We start from the raw sequence: 13,831 nt of genomic DNA on the forward strand, positions 1-13,831 counted from the left end.
CGCCGCATTCCTGCGCATCCTCGCCACGACGAGCTAAAATGCAGCCATGAGCGCAATCACTTCGAATCTCACGCACCATTTCCTGATCGCCATGCCGAACATGGCCGATCCGAATTTCGTGCGCAGCCTCACCTACATCGCTGAGCACAACGAGCAGGGGGCGCTGGGGATCATCGTCAATCGGCCGATCGACATGACGCTCGCGGCACTGTTCGAACGCATCGACGTGCCGCTCGAAGCGGACGGGCTCGCCGGGCAGCCGGTCTATTTCGGCGGCCCGGTGCAGACCGATCGCGGCTTCGTGCTGCATCGTCCGGCCGGCGAATGGCATTCGACGCTCGTCGTGAACGACGAAGTCGGGCTGACGAGTTCGCGCGACATCCTGCAGGCGGTCGGCAGCAGCGGCGAGCCGCCTGAAGTGCTGGTAACGCTCGGCTACGCGGGCTGGACCGCCGGCCAGCTCGAGCAGGAGATCGCCGACAACAGCTGGCTGACCGTGCCGGCCGATCTCGCCATCGTTTTCGGACTCCCGCCCGAGGAGCGCCTCGCCGCGGCGATGCAAATGCTCGGCATCGACTTCGCGAACCTGAGCGAGTCCGCGGGGCATGCCTGAGGCGCCGGGACCAGCGCCCGCCGCCCTGCCCGCCCGCGGTACCCTGCTCGCCTTCGACTTCGGTCTCGCGCGCATCGGCGTTGCCGTCGGCGAGCTCGAAACCCGCCGCGCCAGCGCCCTGCTGACTCTCCATGGCGAAGCCAGCGCGCCGCGCTTCGCGGCGATCGCAAAGCTCCTCGACGAATGGCGGCCGGTCGGACTGGTGGTCGGCATGCCGAGCCATCTCGACGGCACACCGCACGAAATGACCGCCCGCTGCCGACGTTTCGCGAACCAGCTGCACGGCCGGTTCGGCCTGCCGGTACTCGAATGCGACGAGCGGCTGTCCTCGGCCGCGGCGGACGCCGCCCTGGCCGAAGCGGGGACGCACGACTGGCGCGCCCGCAAGCAAGTCCTCGACGCAGTCGCGGCACAGATCATCCTGCAACACTTCCTGGACACTCATGGACATGCAAAGCCTTGATGCCGAGGCGCTCTGCAAGACGCTGGTCGAGCAGATGCGCCCGCACGTCTCACCGGCGACCGCGCTGGTGGGGATCCACACCGGCGGCGTGTGGCTCGCCGAGCGCCTGCACCGCGCGCTCGGCCTGAGCCAGCCGCCGGGTTCGATCGACGTATCGTTCTACCGCGACGACTTCGGCTCGAAAGGCCTGCACCCGCAGCCCAAGCGCACCGAGATCCCGTTCACGGTCGAAGGCGCCGACGTGATCATCGTCGACGACGTCCTCTACACCGGGCGCACGACACGCGCGGCGATCAACGAGCTGTTCGACTTCGGCCGCCCGGCGCGCGTCGACCTCGCGGTGCTCATCGACCGCGGCGGCCGTGAGCTGCCGATCGCGCCGCGCTACTGCGCGCTCACCCTGCCCGAACCCCTGCCCGCGAACCGGAGCCTGCAGCTCGAGGCCGGCGCGACGGGCAAACTCACGCTGAGGCTGATCGATGCGTAACCCGCAGCTCAACAAACACGGCGAACTGCAGCACCTCCTGACGATCGACGGCCTGCCCCGCAGCATCCTGACGGCGATCCTCGACACCGCCGCGCCCTTCACCGAAGTGGCCGAACGCGAAGTCAAGAAACTGCCGCTGTTGCGCGGCAAGAGCATCTTCAACCTGTTCTTCGAGAACTCGACGCGCACGCGAACGACTTTCGAGATCGCCGCGAAGCGCCTGTCGGCGGACGTCGTCAACCTCAACGTATCGACGTCCTCGGCGGCGAAAGGCGAGAGCCTGCTCGACACCGTCGACAACCTGTCCGCGATGCAGGCCGACATGTTCGTCGTGCGCCACGCCGCGAGCGGCGCGCCGTTCCTGATCGCGCAGCACCTGTTCGCGACCGGGCGCGACCACATCCACGTCGTCAATGCCGGCGACGGGCGCCATGCGCACCCGACGCAAGGGCTGCTCGACATGTACACGATCCGGCACTTCAAGCGCGACTTCACGAACCTCACCATAGCGATTGTCGGCGACGTGCTGCATTCGCGCGTCGCCCGTTCGCAGATCGGTGCGCTGACGACGCTCGGCGTGCCCGAAGTGCGCGTCATCGGCCCGAAGACGCTGCTGCCGACCGACGTCGAGCGGCTCGGCGTGCGCGTCTTCCACGACATCCGCGAAGGCCTGCGCGGCGTCGACGTCGTGATGATGCTGCGGCTGCAGAACGAGCGCATGAACGGCGCGCTGCTGCCGACGCCGCAGGAGTTCTACAAGGTGTGGGGCCTGACTGCCGAGAAGCTCGCGCTGGCGAAGCCCGACGCGATCGTGATGCATCCCGGGCCGATGAACCGCGGCGTCGAGATCGATTCCTCGGTCGCCGACGGGGCGCAGGCGGTGATCTTGCCGCAGGTCACGTTCGGCATCGCGGTGCGCATGGCAGTCATGAGCATGCTGGCCGGTCAGCAGGGGAGCAAGTAAATGAAGATTCGCATCGCCAATGGCCGCGTCATCGACCCGGCCAATGGACTCGACGACACGCGCGACATGTATCTCGCGGACGGCAAGATCGTCGCTCACGGGCGCGTACCCGAGGGCTTCGCTGCGGAACGCACGATCGACGCGACCGGGCTCGTCGTCGCCCCCGGCCTGATCGATCTGGCCGCGCGGCTGCGCGAGCCGGGCTTCGAATACCGCGCCACGCTCGAATCCGAAATGGACGCGGCGATGGCGGGCGGCGTCACGAGCCTCGCGATTCCGCCCGACACCGATCCGGTGCTCGACGAACCCGGCCTCGTCGAGATGCTGTGCTACCGCGCGAAGAAGCTGAACCGCGCGCACGTCTATCCGGTCGGCGCACTGACGATCGGGCTCAACGGCGAGCGCCTGTCGGAGATGGCCGAGCTCGTCGAAGCCGGCTGCGTCGCGTTCGGCCAGGCCAACGTCCCGGTCGTCGACAGCGCAGTGCTGTTGCGGGCGATGCAGTACGCCGCGACGTTCGGCTTCCGCGTCTGGCTGCAGCCACTCGCGCCTTTCCTGTCGCGCGGTTTCGCGCACGACGGTGAAGTCGCGACCCGCCTCGGTCTGCCGGGCATCCCGACCGCTGCGGAAACGATCGCGCTGTATGCCCACATCCAGCTCGCCCGCGCGACCGGCGCGCGCCTGCACGTGACGCGGCTGTCGAGCGCCGAAGGGCTCGCGCTGATCCGGCAGGCGCGCGCTGACGGGCTCGACGTCACCTGCGACGTGTCGATCAACCACCTGCACCTGTCCGAGATGGACATCGGCTACTTCAACAGCAACTGCCACCTCGTGCCGCCACTGCGCAGCCAGCGCGACCGCGACGCCTTGCGACAGGGGCTTGCCGACGGCAGCATCGATGCGCTGTGCTCCGACCATACGCCGGTCGACGACAACGGCAAGCTCACGCCGTTCAGCGAATCCGAGGCCGGTGCGACCGGCCTCGAACTGCTGCTGCCGCTGACGCTGAAGTGGGCGCAGGAAACGGGGCTGCCGCTGGGTCAGGCGCTCGCCCGCGTCACTTCGGATGCCGCACGCATCGTCGGCATCACGAAAGCCGGCCATCTCGGCGCGGGCGCGCGGGCCGACCTGTGCCTGTTCGATCCGGCCGCGCACACGACCGTGCGCCGCGACACGCTCCGCAGCCAGGGCAAGAACACGCCTTTCCTCGGGCTGGAACTGCCGGGACGGGTGCATTACACGCTGGTCGAAGGCCAGGTGATGCACGAGCCGAGCTGAACCTCGACCTGTTGGAGGGGCGCGGCGGGGACCGGCGCGATCGGGCGGGATGCCGATCCGCAGCGCCCGCCGCCTCGCAACGAACGACCTAGCCGAGCGCGCGCAGGCGGGCGAGGGCTTCGCTGCCCGCCCCTTCGATCCGCACGCGTTTCGCGCGCGAGGTTTCGCCACTGAGAAGGCTCACTGCTGAACGGCCGACACCGCAGAAAGCGGCGAGAAAAACCGTCAGCGCGGCATTCGCCTTGCCATCGACAGGCGGTGCCGCGAGGCGCAGCTTCATCGCTTCGCCGTGCGGACCGACGAATTCCGTCTTCTTCGCGCCGGGCTGGACATGCAGCGACAGGACGAGGCTGCCGTCCGCAGCTTCACGCAGCCAGTCCATGTCCGTCAGCCCACCAGCAGCGCCGCAAAGTTGCCGCGCAGCCCGCTGACGATCATCAGCACGATCTGCAGCACCAGCAGCAGCACCAGCGGCGACAGGTCGACGTTCGCGATCGGCGGGATCACGCGGCGGAACGGCCGCAGGAACGGCGCCGACAGATTGTGGAAGACCGATGCTGCCGGGGCGTGCGGGCTGACCCACGACAGCACGGCCGACATCAGCACCACGGCGATGACCAGGTAGATCGCCATGCGCAACAGCTCCAGCAGGCCGAGCCCCCAGACGCCGAGCAGCAGGCCGGCGACGCTGCCGTCGAGCGGCACTCCCCTCACCCACAGCTCGACGAACACCATCAGCGTCTGCAGCACCCACGCCGGCACGAGGCTCGCGAAGTCGATCCCCATCAGGCCGGGAATCACGCGGCGCAGCGGGCGGACGACCCAGTCGGTCGTCGCGACGACGAACTGGCCGATCTGGTTGCGGAACGACACCCGCTGCCACTGCATGAAAAAGCGGGCGAGCAGCATCAGCGTCAGGAAGCCCGCCGCGGTGTTGAGGATCAGGAGGAGCACGTTGCCGAGCATGACGACTCAATCCTTTCCGAGCTGTTCGCCGAGCTCGCGGCCGCGCACGTTCGCGGCGTGCACTGCGCGCACGATCGCGTCGAACACGCCCGACGACGCCATGCTCGCGAGCGCGGCCTCGGTCGTGCCGCCTTTCGACGTCACGCGCTCGCGCAACACTGCGGGGGCCTCGTCGGCGCCGGCGGCGAGCTTCGCCGCGCCGAGCACGGTATCGAGCGCCAGCTGCCGCGCGGTTGCCGCATCGAAGCCGAGCGAGACGGCCGCCGCTTCGAGCGCCTCGATGAAATGGAAAACGTAAGCCGGGCCGCTGCCGGAGACGGCCGTCACCGCGTCCATCTGCGCCTCGTCCGCGATCCACACCGTGCTGCCGACGGCACCGAGAATGCGCTCGGCCGACTCGCGCCCGGCGGCATCGACCGACGGATCGGCATACAGGCCGGTGATGCCTGCGCCGATCAACGCAGGCGTGTTCGGCATCGCGCGCACCAGCCGATGGTAGCCGCCGAGCCAGCGGCCGACGTCGGCGAGCCGCAGGCCGGCGGCGATGCTGACGACCACCTGGCGCGCCAGGCGCCCGGTCAGCGGCGCGACGGCGGCCTTCATCTGTTGCGGCTTGACCGCCAGCACGACGACGTCGCATGCGAGCACCTCGTCATCGACGGCCGGGGCCGTGCGGATGCCGAAGCGCTCCGCGAGCCGCGCGCGGCTGTCGGCCTGCAGGTCGACCGCCTGGATGTCCGCGCTCGCAAAGCCGCGCTCGGCGAGGCCGCCGATCAGGGCGGTCGCCATGTTGCCGCCGCCGAGGAAACTGATCTTCATGCGTTCCGTCATGCTTGCTCCTCGCGCACGCTCCGTGCGCCGAAAATTGCAGTGCCCACGCGCACCATCGTCGCCCCTTCGGCGATCGCGAGTTCCAGGTCGTCCGACATGCCCATCGACAGCGTGTCGAGCGCAAGCCCCGCGTCGTTCAGGCGATCGCGCAGCTGCCTCAACGTCGCGAAGCGCGCGCGCAACAGCGCTTCGTCGCCCCCGGCCTCGGGAATGCACATCAGGCCGCGCAGCGCCAGGCGCGGCAGCTTCGCGACCGCCGCCGCGAGCGCCGGCACTTCGCCGGGCGCGACGCCGCTCTTGCTTGCCTCGCCGCCGACATTCACCTGGATGCAGACGTTCAGCGGCGGCAGCTCGTCGCCGCGCTGTTCCGACAGCCGTTCGGCGAGCTTGAGCCGGTCGACCGAGTGGACCCAGTGGAAATGCGTCGCGACGGGGCGTGTCTTGTTGCTCTGCAGCGGCCCGATGAAATGCCACTCGAGTTGCCGCGCGTGCAGCTCGGCCGCTTTCGCCACACCTTCCCGGACGTAGTTTTCGCCGAACAGCCGCTGGCCGGCGTGCGCAGCCTCAGCCACGGATTGCGCCGGCTGCGTCTTGCTGACGGCGATCAGCGCGACGTCCTCCGGCGTGCGTCCCGACGCCCGGGCCGCAGCCGCGACACGCCGGCGCACGGCTTGCAAGTTCGCGGAGATTGATGTCATATAGCGGCGGATTTCGGCCGTGGATCAGGCGAGCGAGTATAGCATCGCGACCGGGACGCCCCGCGCCCCGCAATCCCCCCGGTCAACCTCGAGCGACAATCCCATGGACATCACCGAACTGCTTGCCTTCGCGGTCAAGAACAAGGCATCCGACCTGCATCTGTCATCCGGACTGCCGCCGATGATCCGGGTGCATGGCGACGTACGGCGCATCAACCTGCCGCCGATGGAGCACAAGGACGTGCACTCGATGGTGTATGACATCATGAACGACGGCCAGCGCAAGCAGTTCGAGGAAGTGCTCGAATGCGACTTCTCGTTCGCGGTGCCGAACCTCGCGCGCTTCCGCGTCAATGCGTTCAACCAGAACCGCGGCGCCTCGGCGGTGTTCCGGACGATTCCGACGAAAGTGCTGAGCCTCGAGGAACTGGACGCGCCGAAGATCTTCAAGGAGATCGCGAACCAGCCGCGCGGCATCGTATTGGTCACCGGCCCGACCGGCTCGGGCAAGTCGACGACCCTCGCCGCGATGGTCGATTACGTCAATGAGAACGACTACGGCCACATCCTGACGATCGAGGATCCGATCGAATTCGTCCATGAATCGAAACGCTGCCTGATCAACCAGCGCGAAGTCGCCCGCGACACGCTGTCGTTCAACAACGCGCTGCGCTCGGCGCTGCGCGAAGACCCGGACGTGATCCTCGTCGGCGAGCTGCGCGACCTCGAGACGATCCGCCTCGCGCTGACCGGCGCCGAGACCGGCCACCTCGTGTTCGGCACGCTGCACACTTCGTCGGCGGCGAAGACCGTCGACCGGATCGTCGACGTCTTTCCGGCCGCCGAGAAGGACATGGTGCGCGCGATGCTGTCGGAGTCGCTGCGCGCGGTGATCTCGCAGACGCTCCTGAAGACCAAGGACGGCCAGGGCCGCGTCGCGGCGCACGAGATCATGATCGGCACTCCGGCGATCCGCAACCTGATCCGCGAGAACAAGATCGCGCAGATGTACTCGGCGATCCAGACCGGCCAGGCGGTGGGCATGCAGACGCTCGACCAGAACCTCGCCGACCTCGTGCGGCGCAACGTCGTGTCGGTCGGCGAAGCCAGGCTGCGCGCGCAGAACAAGGACAATTTCGCCGGCTGATTTTCACCGGGTGAATTCCGCCGGGCGGATTTCGTCGGATAATTCCGGCCGGATTCGCGGCGCGCCGCAGCCCACCTGTTTCACCCCGATTGGCGGCGACGATCGGGCGACCCGCCATTCACAGCGGACACTTTCCGCGGGAGCGCAGCAATGGAACGCGATCAGGCCCTGAAGTTCATGCACGACCTGCTGCGGCTGATGGTGCAGAAAAATGGCTCGGACCTCTTCATCACCGCGGGCTTTCCGCCAGCAATCAAGGTGGACGGGCGCGTCACGCCGCAATCGAACCAGACGCTGACGGCGCAGCACACGACCGAGCTCGCGCGCGCGATCATGAACGACCGCCAGGCGGCCGAGTTCGAGTCGACGAAGGAATGCAACTTCGCGATCTCGCCGCCGGGCGTCGGGCGCTTCCGCGCCAACGCGTTCATTCAGCAAGGCAAAGTGGGCCTCGTGCTGCGCACGATCGCGCAGACGATCCCGGACTTCGACGAGCTCGGCATGCCGGCGGTGCTGCGCGACATCGCGATGGCCAAGCGTGGGCTGGTGATTTTCGTCGGCGGCACCGGCACCGGCAAGACGACGTCGCTCGCAGCGATGGTCGACTTCCGCAACGAACACTCGTACGGCCACATCATCACTGTCGAGGATCCGATCGAATACGTGCATCAGCACAAGAACTGCATCGTCACGCAGCGCGAGATCGGCATCGACACCGACAACTGGGAAGCGGCGCTGAAGAACACGCTGCGCCAGGCACCCGACGTGATCCTGATGGGCGAAATCCGCGATCGCGAGACGATGGACTACGCGATCGCGTTCGCCGAAACCGGCCACCTGTGCCTCGCGACGCTGCATGCGAACAGCGCGAACCAGGCGATCGACCGCATCATCAACTTCTTTCCCGAAGACCGCCGTCCGCAGCTCCTGATGGACCTGTCGCTGAACCTGCGCGCGCTGATCTCGCAGCGGCTGCTGCCGCTCAAGGAGCGCAAGGGCCGCGTGCCGGCGGTCGAAGTGCTGCTGAATTCGCCGCTGATCGCCGACCTGATCTTCAAGGGCGAAGTGCCGGGGCTCAAGGAAGTCATGAAGCGCTCGCGCGAGCTCGGCATGCAGACGTTCGACCAGAGCCTGTTCGACCTCTACGAGGAAGAGCGCATCAGCTACGAGGACGCGCTGCGCAACGCCGACTCGGTCAACGACCTGCGCCTGCAGATCAAGCTCCACAGCAAACACGGCGACAAGGACCTGGTGTCCGGCATCCAGCACCTCGGGATCGTGTGAACTTTCGCGGCGGCGCGCTCCCTGGCCGGAGGCATCGCCCTAATCGCCGAACGCCCTACTCGCCGCCGGCCGGCTTGCGCCGCATGCTGCCGGCGACCATCCGGTATTCGAACAGCCGGCATTCGAGCGCGCCGTTGAAGAGCGGTGTGCGCTTGCTCGCCTTGAGCCCGATCAGCTTGGGCAGCGCCGGGTCGGCGGTGAGGAAATAGCAGCGCCAGCCGCTCCAGCGTTGCTTCAACGCGTCGCCGAACTGCGGATACAGCGCCGCCAGCTCTTCCGCCTCGCCGATGCGCACACCATAGGGCGGATTGGTCACCAGCACGCCCGATTCGGCGGGCGGTTCAAGCTTGAGGAAATCGGCGCGGTCCAAGACGACGCAGTCGCCGAGCCCTGCCGACTGCAGATTGACGCGCGCGCGCCGCACCTGCTCGCCGACGATGTCCGAGCCGTATATCTTCAGCTGCCGCGGCGGCTGGCGACGTGCCTCGGCTGCCTGCCGGATGCTCGCCCACGCTGCGCGATCGAGGTGGCGGAAGCGCTCGAACGCGAAACCGCGACCGAGGCCGGGCGCGATATCCAGCGCGATCTGCGCCGCCTCGATCAGGAAAGTGCCGCTGCCACACATCGGATCGAGCAGCGCCTCGCCCGGCTGCCACCCTGACAGCCGCAGAATGCCGGCGGCAAGGTTTTCCTTCAGCGGCGCTTCGACGGCAGCCGGCTTGAAGCCGCGCTTGTACAGCGGCTCGCCGGAGGTATCGAGGTACAGCGTGACGCGGTCGCGCGTCAGGAACGCGTGGATGCGGATCGCGGGGTTCGCGGTATCGACGCTCGGGCGCTTGCCGGTCACGGTGCGGAAGTGATCGCACACCGCATCCTTGATGCGCAGCGTGATGAATTCGAGGCTGCGCAGCGGCGACTGCTTCGCCGTGACATGGATGCGGATCGTGTCGTCGACGGTGAACCACTTCGCCCAGGTCACGCCGTAGGCGAGGCGATAGATATCCTCCTCGCTCTGGTAGCGGCCTTCGGCGAGCCGCCACATGACGCGGGTCGCGAGCCGGCTCTCGAGGTTGGCGCGGTAACACACGCGCCAGTCGCCGGAAAAACCGACTCCGCCATGCGTCGGTGCGATCGACGTGGCGCCGAGCGTCGCGAGTTCCTCGGCGAGCGTCGGCTCGAGGCCGCGCGGACAGGGGGAAAAAAAGGATTCTGACATATCGGGGCCACGATCGGAAAAGGAAGGAGAATCGAAACGGAGGCGGCGCCTCGGAGAGGCGCGGCGGCAAAACGGCGCAAGCCGTCTCGCCGCCGGCAGGGTACGTCAGAATGGCTTCAACACCGCGAGAAAGACGACCGCGAACAGCACCAGCACGGGTATTTCATTGAACACTCTGAACCAGACATGGCTGCGGGTGTTGCGCCCGGCAGCGAAATCGCGCATCAGCCTGCCGCAGTAGAGGTGGTAGGCGATCAGGAAAACCACCAGCAGCGTCTTGGCGTGCAGCCAGCCGGCGTTGCCGAAACGGTCGCCGAAGCCGAACCACAGCCAGAAGCCGAGCACGACCGCGAGGATGCCGAGCGGCGTCATGAACCGGTAAAGCTTGTGCTCCATCAGCGCGAGGCGCTCGCGCGTCGCTGCATCCTCGACCATCGCATGGTTCACGAACAGGCGCGGCAGATAGAACAGCCCCGCGAACCAACTGACGACGAACGTGATGTGCAGCGCCTTGACCACCAGCATCAAATGTTTCCTCCGCGAGTCTTGCGTGCCGCGGCGAACCCTTCGCGCACGGTCGGATATTTCAGGCGGGCGCGCAATTCACGCCGGATGCGTTCGTTCGACAAGCGACGCGACTCCGACATGAACGACAGCGCCATCGGCGAGAGTGCCGCGGCGATGTCGGCCCGGCTCATGCGCGGCGGCCGCGGAACGCCAAAAAAATCCGCGGCGAAGTCGAAATAGTCTCCCATCTTCATGCTTGTGTCATCGACGGCGTTATACACCCGCCCCGGTCGCCCGCGAAAGATCGCGAGACAGGCGAGCTGCGCGAGGTCATCGGCATGAATGTGGTTGGTATGCACGTCCTGCGCGGCCAGCAGCACCGGCTCGCCGCGCTGCAGACGCGCGAGCGGCAGGCGCTCGGCAGCATAAATGCCCGGCGCGCGCAGGATGCTGACAGCGACTGCGCAGCGGCGGCCGAAACGCCTCAGGCGGCGTTCGGCGTCGACCCGGCGCCGCGCCCGATCGGTCCGCGGCATGCAGCGGCTCGCCTCACCGACCCACGCGCCGCCGCAATCGCCATAGACGCCCGTCGTACTAATGTATATGACCCGCTGTGGTAGACTCGGCCGCTGCGCCAGCGCTGCCAGCAGCCAAGCCGTACGCGGGTCCTGGATGCCGTGTGCGGGAGGCGGGGCGAAATGCAGGACCACGTCGGCGATCCCGGCCAGTCGTGCGAGGCTGCGCCGGTCGTCGAGATCCGCGAGCAACGGGATCGCGCCACGGGAGCGGAGCGCGGCGCACGCGGCAGGGCTGCGCGTCACGGCATACACGCGGAAGCGTTTCGCCAGCCACGGAATCGCCCGCATGGCAACGTCACCGCTGCCGACGATCAATATTCTCTTCATATTCTAATTATCTCACGCCCGATGCCGTTCCAGATTTCACTCGAGCCTGGCGGACAGCGCTTCACCGCCGACGACGACCAGACCATTCTCGAGGCGGCGCTCGCTGCGGGACTGCTGCTTCCCTACGGCTGCCGTGACGGCGCATGCGGCGCATGCAAGGGCCGGGTGCTCAGCGGCGAAGTCGACATCGGGGAGGTTTCGGCGAGCGCCCTGCCCGACGCGGAGCGCGCCGCCGGCCTCGCGCTGTTCTGCCGCGCCCGCGCCCGCAGCGACCTCGTCCTCGAAGCGCGCAACGTGCGCCGCGCCAGCGACATCCCGGTCAGGAAACTGCCGTGTCGCGTGCAGCGCCTGCGCCGCGCCGCGCCGGACGTGATGATCGTCGACGTGAAGCTGCCGGCCAGCGAAACTTTCCGCTTCCACGCCGGCCAGTACATCGACTTCATCCTCGCCGGCGGCGGTCGCCGCAGCTTCTCGATCGCCAACGCGCCGGACGATGCCGATCACCTCGAACTGCACGTCCGCCACGTTCCCGGCGGGCAGTTCACCGAACACGTGTTCAACGCGATGAAAGAGCGCGACATCCTGCGCTTCGAAGGCCCGCTCGGCAGCTTCGGCCTGCGCGAGGACTCCACCGGAGCGGCGCTGCTGATCGTCGGCGGCACCGGGTTCGCGCCGATCAAGAGCATCGTCGAGCACGCGATCCGCACCGGAGAACGACGGCCGATGACGTTGTACTGGGGCGCACGCGACCGCGCGGGTCTTTACCTGGACGACCTGGCCCGCTCCTGGGAATCGACGCTGCCCGGCTTCCGGTACGTTCCGGTCCTCTCGGAGTCGGGGCCCGACGACTCATGGAGCGGACGGACGGGCCTCGTCCACCACGCCGTGATGCAGGACCTTCCCGATCTCTCCGTCCATGAAGTCTATGCCTGCGGCGCGCCGGCGATGATCGACGCGGCGCGCCGGGACCTCGTTGCCGAGCGTCACCTGCGCGAAGAAGCTTTCTTCTCCGACGCCTTCACCTTCGCTTCCGGCGCGGGCCGCTGAAACCATGGCCGACACCGCCTTCCTCACGCGCGAACCGGTCGTCAACCGCAACCGGGCGATCACCGCGAACCGCCTGATCGCCCATGGCCCGAATATCGCCACCGTGGTGGAAATACTCGACGGACTCGGCGAGACGTGGCCGACGCATCACCCTGTTTTCCTCTGCCTCGGCAAACTCGGGTTTCTACTATTCGCACCCCACTCCACCGAATGAAACCCTCGCGTGGATGACGAGGCCGGCGGCCAGGTTGCTGAACTGAGCCCGCCGGCAATGCCTCGAGCGGGCGAAAAAAAAGCCAGCACGCGGCTGGCTCTTCCGATGCGGTGCCGATTACTTCTGCGACAGCACCCAGGTAGCGAGCAGCTTGGCTTCGTCGGCGCTGACTTGCGGGTTCGCCGGCATCGGTACCGGACCCCAAACGCCCGAACCACCTTTCTGGATCTTGTCGGCCAGCTTGGCGACCGCGTCGGCCTGACCGGCGTATTTCTTTGCCACGTCCTGGTACGAAGGGCCGACCAGTTTCTTGTCGACCGCATGACAGGCGAGGCAGTTCTTGGCCTTGGCCAGTTCAGCGGAGGCGAACGCCGGAGCGGCGGACAGCAGGCCCGCGGCAACCGCAGCGGCAACGAACAGTTTCATGCTCTTTTCCTCATCAGGAGTGGTGTAGAAAGGTGGCCGGATATTAAACCAGCGACCCGGATTTGACTATGGCGCAACACTATTGCGCAATCTCGGTTCAAGTCTCGCCAGCGCTTTACCCGAACCCGAACAATCAACGCCTCAGTCCCGGTTTGCGTTGACGTCGACTTTCCTGCCCCGGGATGCAGCGTATGCGGCGCAGCGCCCTCGCGGGGAATGTTCTCCTCCTCCCGGAACTGTTCGAGCCGTGGAACGCTCCCCAGCATAAGGCAGACTCGTGAGGCCGGACGAGACGTGCATCCGGCAGCGATATCGGCAGTGGCCAGGCCGAACCGTGCCGACGTGGCGATCTCGAGTGAGCCGCGTCATCCGACAGGTTGCGGCCAGGGACGAAGGGGGCGACCCATGAGTGTTGGCGACGAGCGATCAGATTTTTCCCGGTCCGGCGAGCCGCTGTGGCGGGTCGCCTACCGTTTCCTGTGGCCGTTCCAGTATTTTCGCGACGTCACGCGTGGCAGCCATCTCGAGCGCCAGCAGAACTACCGCCACAACCGCGCGATGCGGGTGTATCTGCCCGGCTTCATCATGAAATGGGTGATCCTGACCGGACTGTGCTACAGCGCCGGAGGTGCGCTGTGCCACATCGGCGCCGACGTTCTCGCCGCCGGCTGCTTCGTCGTCGCGTGCTGGACGCTGATCGTCGTCGTGCTGCTCGGCGTCGACTGGCTGTGGCTCGGGCGCTTCACCGACTTGTATTAGCATTCGGCGCGATCCGGCATCGCGCG

The 13,831-nt window shown here is 67.2% G+C and carries 17 protein-coding genes and 1 pseudogene; 10 read left to right on the forward strand and 8 right to left on the reverse strand.

Translation table 11 applies throughout. The features are described from left to right. Positions 1-46: 46 nt before the first annotated feature. Genes EBN1_RS04885 through EBN1_RS04905 form a run of 5 tightly spaced genes read left to right on the forward strand, consistent with a single transcriptional unit; the run spans position 47 to position 3,805 of the window. Positions 47-613, forward strand: a complete 567-nt coding sequence (locus EBN1_RS04885; RefSeq protein ID WP_011236799.1) for a YqgE/AlgH family protein — start codon at positions 47-49, stop codon at positions 611-613. Next, the gene (ruvX, locus tag EBN1_RS04890; RefSeq protein WP_011236800.1) at positions 606-1,076 is read left to right on the forward strand and encodes a Holliday junction resolvase RuvX; all 471 of its coding nucleotides are present in this window, start codon (positions 606-608) and stop codon (positions 1,074-1,076) included. The genes EBN1_RS04885 and ruvX overlap by 8 nt, the downstream gene beginning before the upstream one ends. Continuing rightward, positions 1,063-1,563 (forward strand): bifunctional pyr operon transcriptional regulator/uracil phosphoribosyltransferase PyrR, encoded by a 501-nt coding sequence (gene pyrR, locus EBN1_RS04895; RefSeq protein WP_011236801.1) that lies wholly within the window; start codon positions 1,063-1,065, stop codon positions 1,561-1,563. Before ruvX ends, pyrR begins: the two co-directional genes overlap by 14 nt. After that, positions 1,556-2,527: an aspartate carbamoyltransferase catalytic subunit gene (locus tag EBN1_RS04900; protein ID WP_011236802.1), complete on the forward strand. Its 972-nt coding sequence runs from the start codon at positions 1,556-1,558 to the stop codon at positions 2,525-2,527. Before pyrR ends, EBN1_RS04900 begins: the two co-directional genes overlap by 8 nt. After that, entirely contained in the window at positions 2,528-3,805 is a 1,278-nt protein-coding gene (locus EBN1_RS04905) for a dihydroorotase (RefSeq protein ID WP_011236803.1), read from the forward strand. Positions 3,806-3,893: 88 nt separating this feature from the next. Here EBN1_RS04905 and EBN1_RS04910 read toward each other — a convergent pair whose 3' ends face one another. Genes EBN1_RS04910 through EBN1_RS04925 form a run of 4 tightly spaced genes read right to left on the reverse strand, consistent with a single transcriptional unit; the run spans position 3,894 to position 6,300 of the window. After that, positions 3,894-4,187, reverse strand: a complete 294-nt coding sequence (locus EBN1_RS04910; RefSeq protein ID WP_011236804.1) for a DUF167 domain-containing protein — start codon at positions 4,185-4,187, stop codon at positions 3,894-3,896. A gap of 5 nt (positions 4,188-4,192) precedes the next feature. Beyond that, positions 4,193-4,771, reverse strand: coding sequence for a YggT family protein (locus EBN1_RS04915; protein WP_011236805.1), 579 nt, complete (start codon positions 4,769-4,771; stop codon positions 4,193-4,195). 6 nt (positions 4,772-4,777) lie between these two features. Next, entirely contained in the window at positions 4,778-5,590 is an 813-nt protein-coding gene (proC, locus tag EBN1_RS04920; protein ID WP_041646940.1) for a pyrroline-5-carboxylate reductase, read from the reverse strand. An 8-nt stretch (positions 5,591-5,598) separates the two neighbouring features. Next, entirely contained in the window at positions 5,599-6,300 is a 702-nt protein-coding gene (locus EBN1_RS04925; protein WP_011236807.1) for a YggS family pyridoxal phosphate-dependent enzyme, read from the reverse strand. A 103-nt stretch (positions 6,301-6,403) separates the two neighbouring features. Here EBN1_RS04925 and EBN1_RS04930 point away from each other — a divergent pair, with 103 nt between their 5' ends. Next, positions 6,404-7,447, forward strand: coding sequence for a type IV pilus twitching motility protein PilT (locus tag EBN1_RS04930; RefSeq protein ID WP_011236808.1), 1,044 nt, complete (start codon positions 6,404-6,406; stop codon positions 7,445-7,447). Positions 7,448-7,597: 150 nt separating this feature from the next. Beyond that, positions 7,598-8,731 carry a PilT/PilU family type 4a pilus ATPase gene (locus EBN1_RS04935; RefSeq protein ID WP_011236809.1) on the forward strand — a complete coding sequence of 378 codons (1,134 nt, stop codon included), beginning with the start codon at positions 7,598-7,600 and terminating at the stop codon, positions 8,729-8,731. A gap of 55 nt (positions 8,732-8,786) precedes the next feature. Here the strand turns inward: EBN1_RS04935 and EBN1_RS04940 are convergent, their stop codons facing one another. The 3 genes from EBN1_RS04940 to EBN1_RS04950 form a co-directional block, all read right to left on the reverse strand. Continuing rightward, the gene (locus EBN1_RS04940) at positions 8,787-9,947 is read right to left on the reverse strand and encodes a THUMP domain-containing class I SAM-dependent RNA methyltransferase (protein WP_011236810.1); all 1,161 of its coding nucleotides are present in this window, start codon (positions 9,945-9,947) and stop codon (positions 8,787-8,789) included. A 105-nt stretch (positions 9,948-10,052) separates the two neighbouring features. Next, positions 10,053-10,472 carry a CopD family protein gene (locus EBN1_RS04945; protein ID WP_011236811.1) on the reverse strand — a complete coding sequence of 140 codons (420 nt, stop codon included), beginning with the start codon at positions 10,470-10,472 and terminating at the stop codon, positions 10,053-10,055. Then, positions 10,472-11,359 (reverse strand): SDR family oxidoreductase, encoded by an 888-nt coding sequence (locus tag EBN1_RS04950; RefSeq protein WP_011236812.1) that lies wholly within the window; start codon positions 11,357-11,359, stop codon positions 10,472-10,474. The genes EBN1_RS04945 and EBN1_RS04950 overlap by 1 nt, the downstream gene beginning before the upstream one ends. A gap of 21 nt (positions 11,360-11,380) precedes the next feature. Here EBN1_RS04950 and EBN1_RS04955 point away from each other — a divergent pair, with 21 nt between their 5' ends. Together EBN1_RS04955 and EBN1_RS04960 are read left to right on the forward strand one after the other, a co-directional pair. Further along, a complete protein-coding gene (locus EBN1_RS04955; protein WP_011236813.1) occupies positions 11,381-12,406 on the forward strand; it encodes a CDP-6-deoxy-delta-3,4-glucoseen reductase in 1,026 nt (341 codons plus the stop codon). 4 nt (positions 12,407-12,410) lie between these two features. Next, a pseudogene (locus EBN1_RS04960) lies at positions 12,411-12,584 on the forward strand (EAL and HDOD domain-containing protein); the annotation flags it as partial. Between the two features lie 153 nt (positions 12,585-12,737). Here the strand turns inward: EBN1_RS04960 and EBN1_RS04965 are convergent. Further along, complete coding sequence (locus tag EBN1_RS04965) at positions 12,738-13,046, reverse strand: c-type cytochrome (RefSeq protein ID WP_041645820.1); 309 nt, start codon at positions 13,044-13,046, stop codon at positions 12,738-12,740. 405 nt (positions 13,047-13,451) lie between these two features. On the opposite strand from EBN1_RS04965, the gene EBN1_RS04970 reads away from it, so the two are divergent. After that, positions 13,452-13,805: a hypothetical protein gene (locus tag EBN1_RS04970; protein WP_011236816.1), complete on the forward strand. Its 354-nt coding sequence runs from the start codon at positions 13,452-13,454 to the stop codon at positions 13,803-13,805. Positions 13,806-13,831 lie beyond the last annotated feature (26 nt).

Source organism: Aromatoleum aromaticum EbN1 (assembly GCF_000025965.1).
Taxonomy (GTDB): domain Bacteria; phylum Pseudomonadota; class Gammaproteobacteria; order Burkholderiales; family Rhodocyclaceae; genus Aromatoleum; species Aromatoleum aromaticum.

Bases quoted from the DNA above. Each gene is read 5' to 3' on its own strand.
- EBN1_RS04970 (WP_011236816.1), top strand. From the start codon at position 13,452: ATGAGTGTTGGCGACGAGCGATCAGATTTTTCCCGGTCCGGCGAGCCG.
- EBN1_RS04885 (WP_011236799.1), top strand. From the start codon at position 47: ATGAGCGCAATCACTTCGAATCTCACGCACCATTTCCTGATCGCCATG.
- EBN1_RS04900 (WP_011236802.1), top strand. From the start codon at position 1,556: ATGCGTAACCCGCAGCTCAACAAACACGGCGAACTGCAGCACCTCCTG.
- EBN1_RS04905 (WP_011236803.1), top strand. From the start codon at position 2,528: ATGAAGATTCGCATCGCCAATGGCCGCGTCATCGACCCGGCCAATGGA.
- EBN1_RS04940 (WP_011236810.1), bottom strand. From the start codon at position 9,947: ATGTCAGAATCCTTTTTTTCCCCCTGTCCGCGCGGCCTCGAGCCGACG.
- proC (WP_041646940.1), bottom strand. From the start codon at position 5,590: ATGAAGATCAGTTTCCTCGGCGGCGGCAACATGGCGACCGCCCTGATC.
- pyrR (WP_011236801.1), top strand. From the start codon at position 1,063: ATGCAAAGCCTTGATGCCGAGGCGCTCTGCAAGACGCTGGTCGAGCAG.
- EBN1_RS04925 (WP_011236807.1), bottom strand. From the start codon at position 6,300: ATGACATCAATCTCCGCGAACTTGCAAGCCGTGCGCCGGCGTGTCGCG.
- EBN1_RS04915 (WP_011236805.1), bottom strand. From the start codon at position 4,771: ATGCTCGGCAACGTGCTCCTCCTGATCCTCAACACCGCGGCGGGCTTC.
- EBN1_RS04930 (WP_011236808.1), top strand. From the start codon at position 6,404: ATGGACATCACCGAACTGCTTGCCTTCGCGGTCAAGAACAAGGCATCC.
- EBN1_RS04935 (WP_011236809.1), top strand. From the start codon at position 7,598: ATGGAACGCGATCAGGCCCTGAAGTTCATGCACGACCTGCTGCGGCTG.
- EBN1_RS04945 (WP_011236811.1), bottom strand. From the start codon at position 10,472: ATGCTGGTGGTCAAGGCGCTGCACATCACGTTCGTCGTCAGTTGGTTC.
- ruvX (WP_011236800.1), top strand. From the start codon at position 606: ATGCCTGAGGCGCCGGGACCAGCGCCCGCCGCCCTGCCCGCCCGCGGT.
- EBN1_RS04965 (WP_041645820.1), bottom strand. From the start codon at position 13,046: ATGAAACTGTTCGTTGCCGCTGCGGTTGCCGCGGGCCTGCTGTCCGCC.
- EBN1_RS04910 (WP_011236804.1), bottom strand. From the start codon at position 4,187: ATGGACTGGCTGCGTGAAGCTGCGGACGGCAGCCTCGTCCTGTCGCTG.
- EBN1_RS04950 (WP_011236812.1), bottom strand. From the start codon at position 11,359: ATGAAGAGAATATTGATCGTCGGCAGCGGTGACGTTGCCATGCGGGCG.
- EBN1_RS04955 (WP_011236813.1), top strand. From the start codon at position 11,381: ATGCCGTTCCAGATTTCACTCGAGCCTGGCGGACAGCGCTTCACCGCC.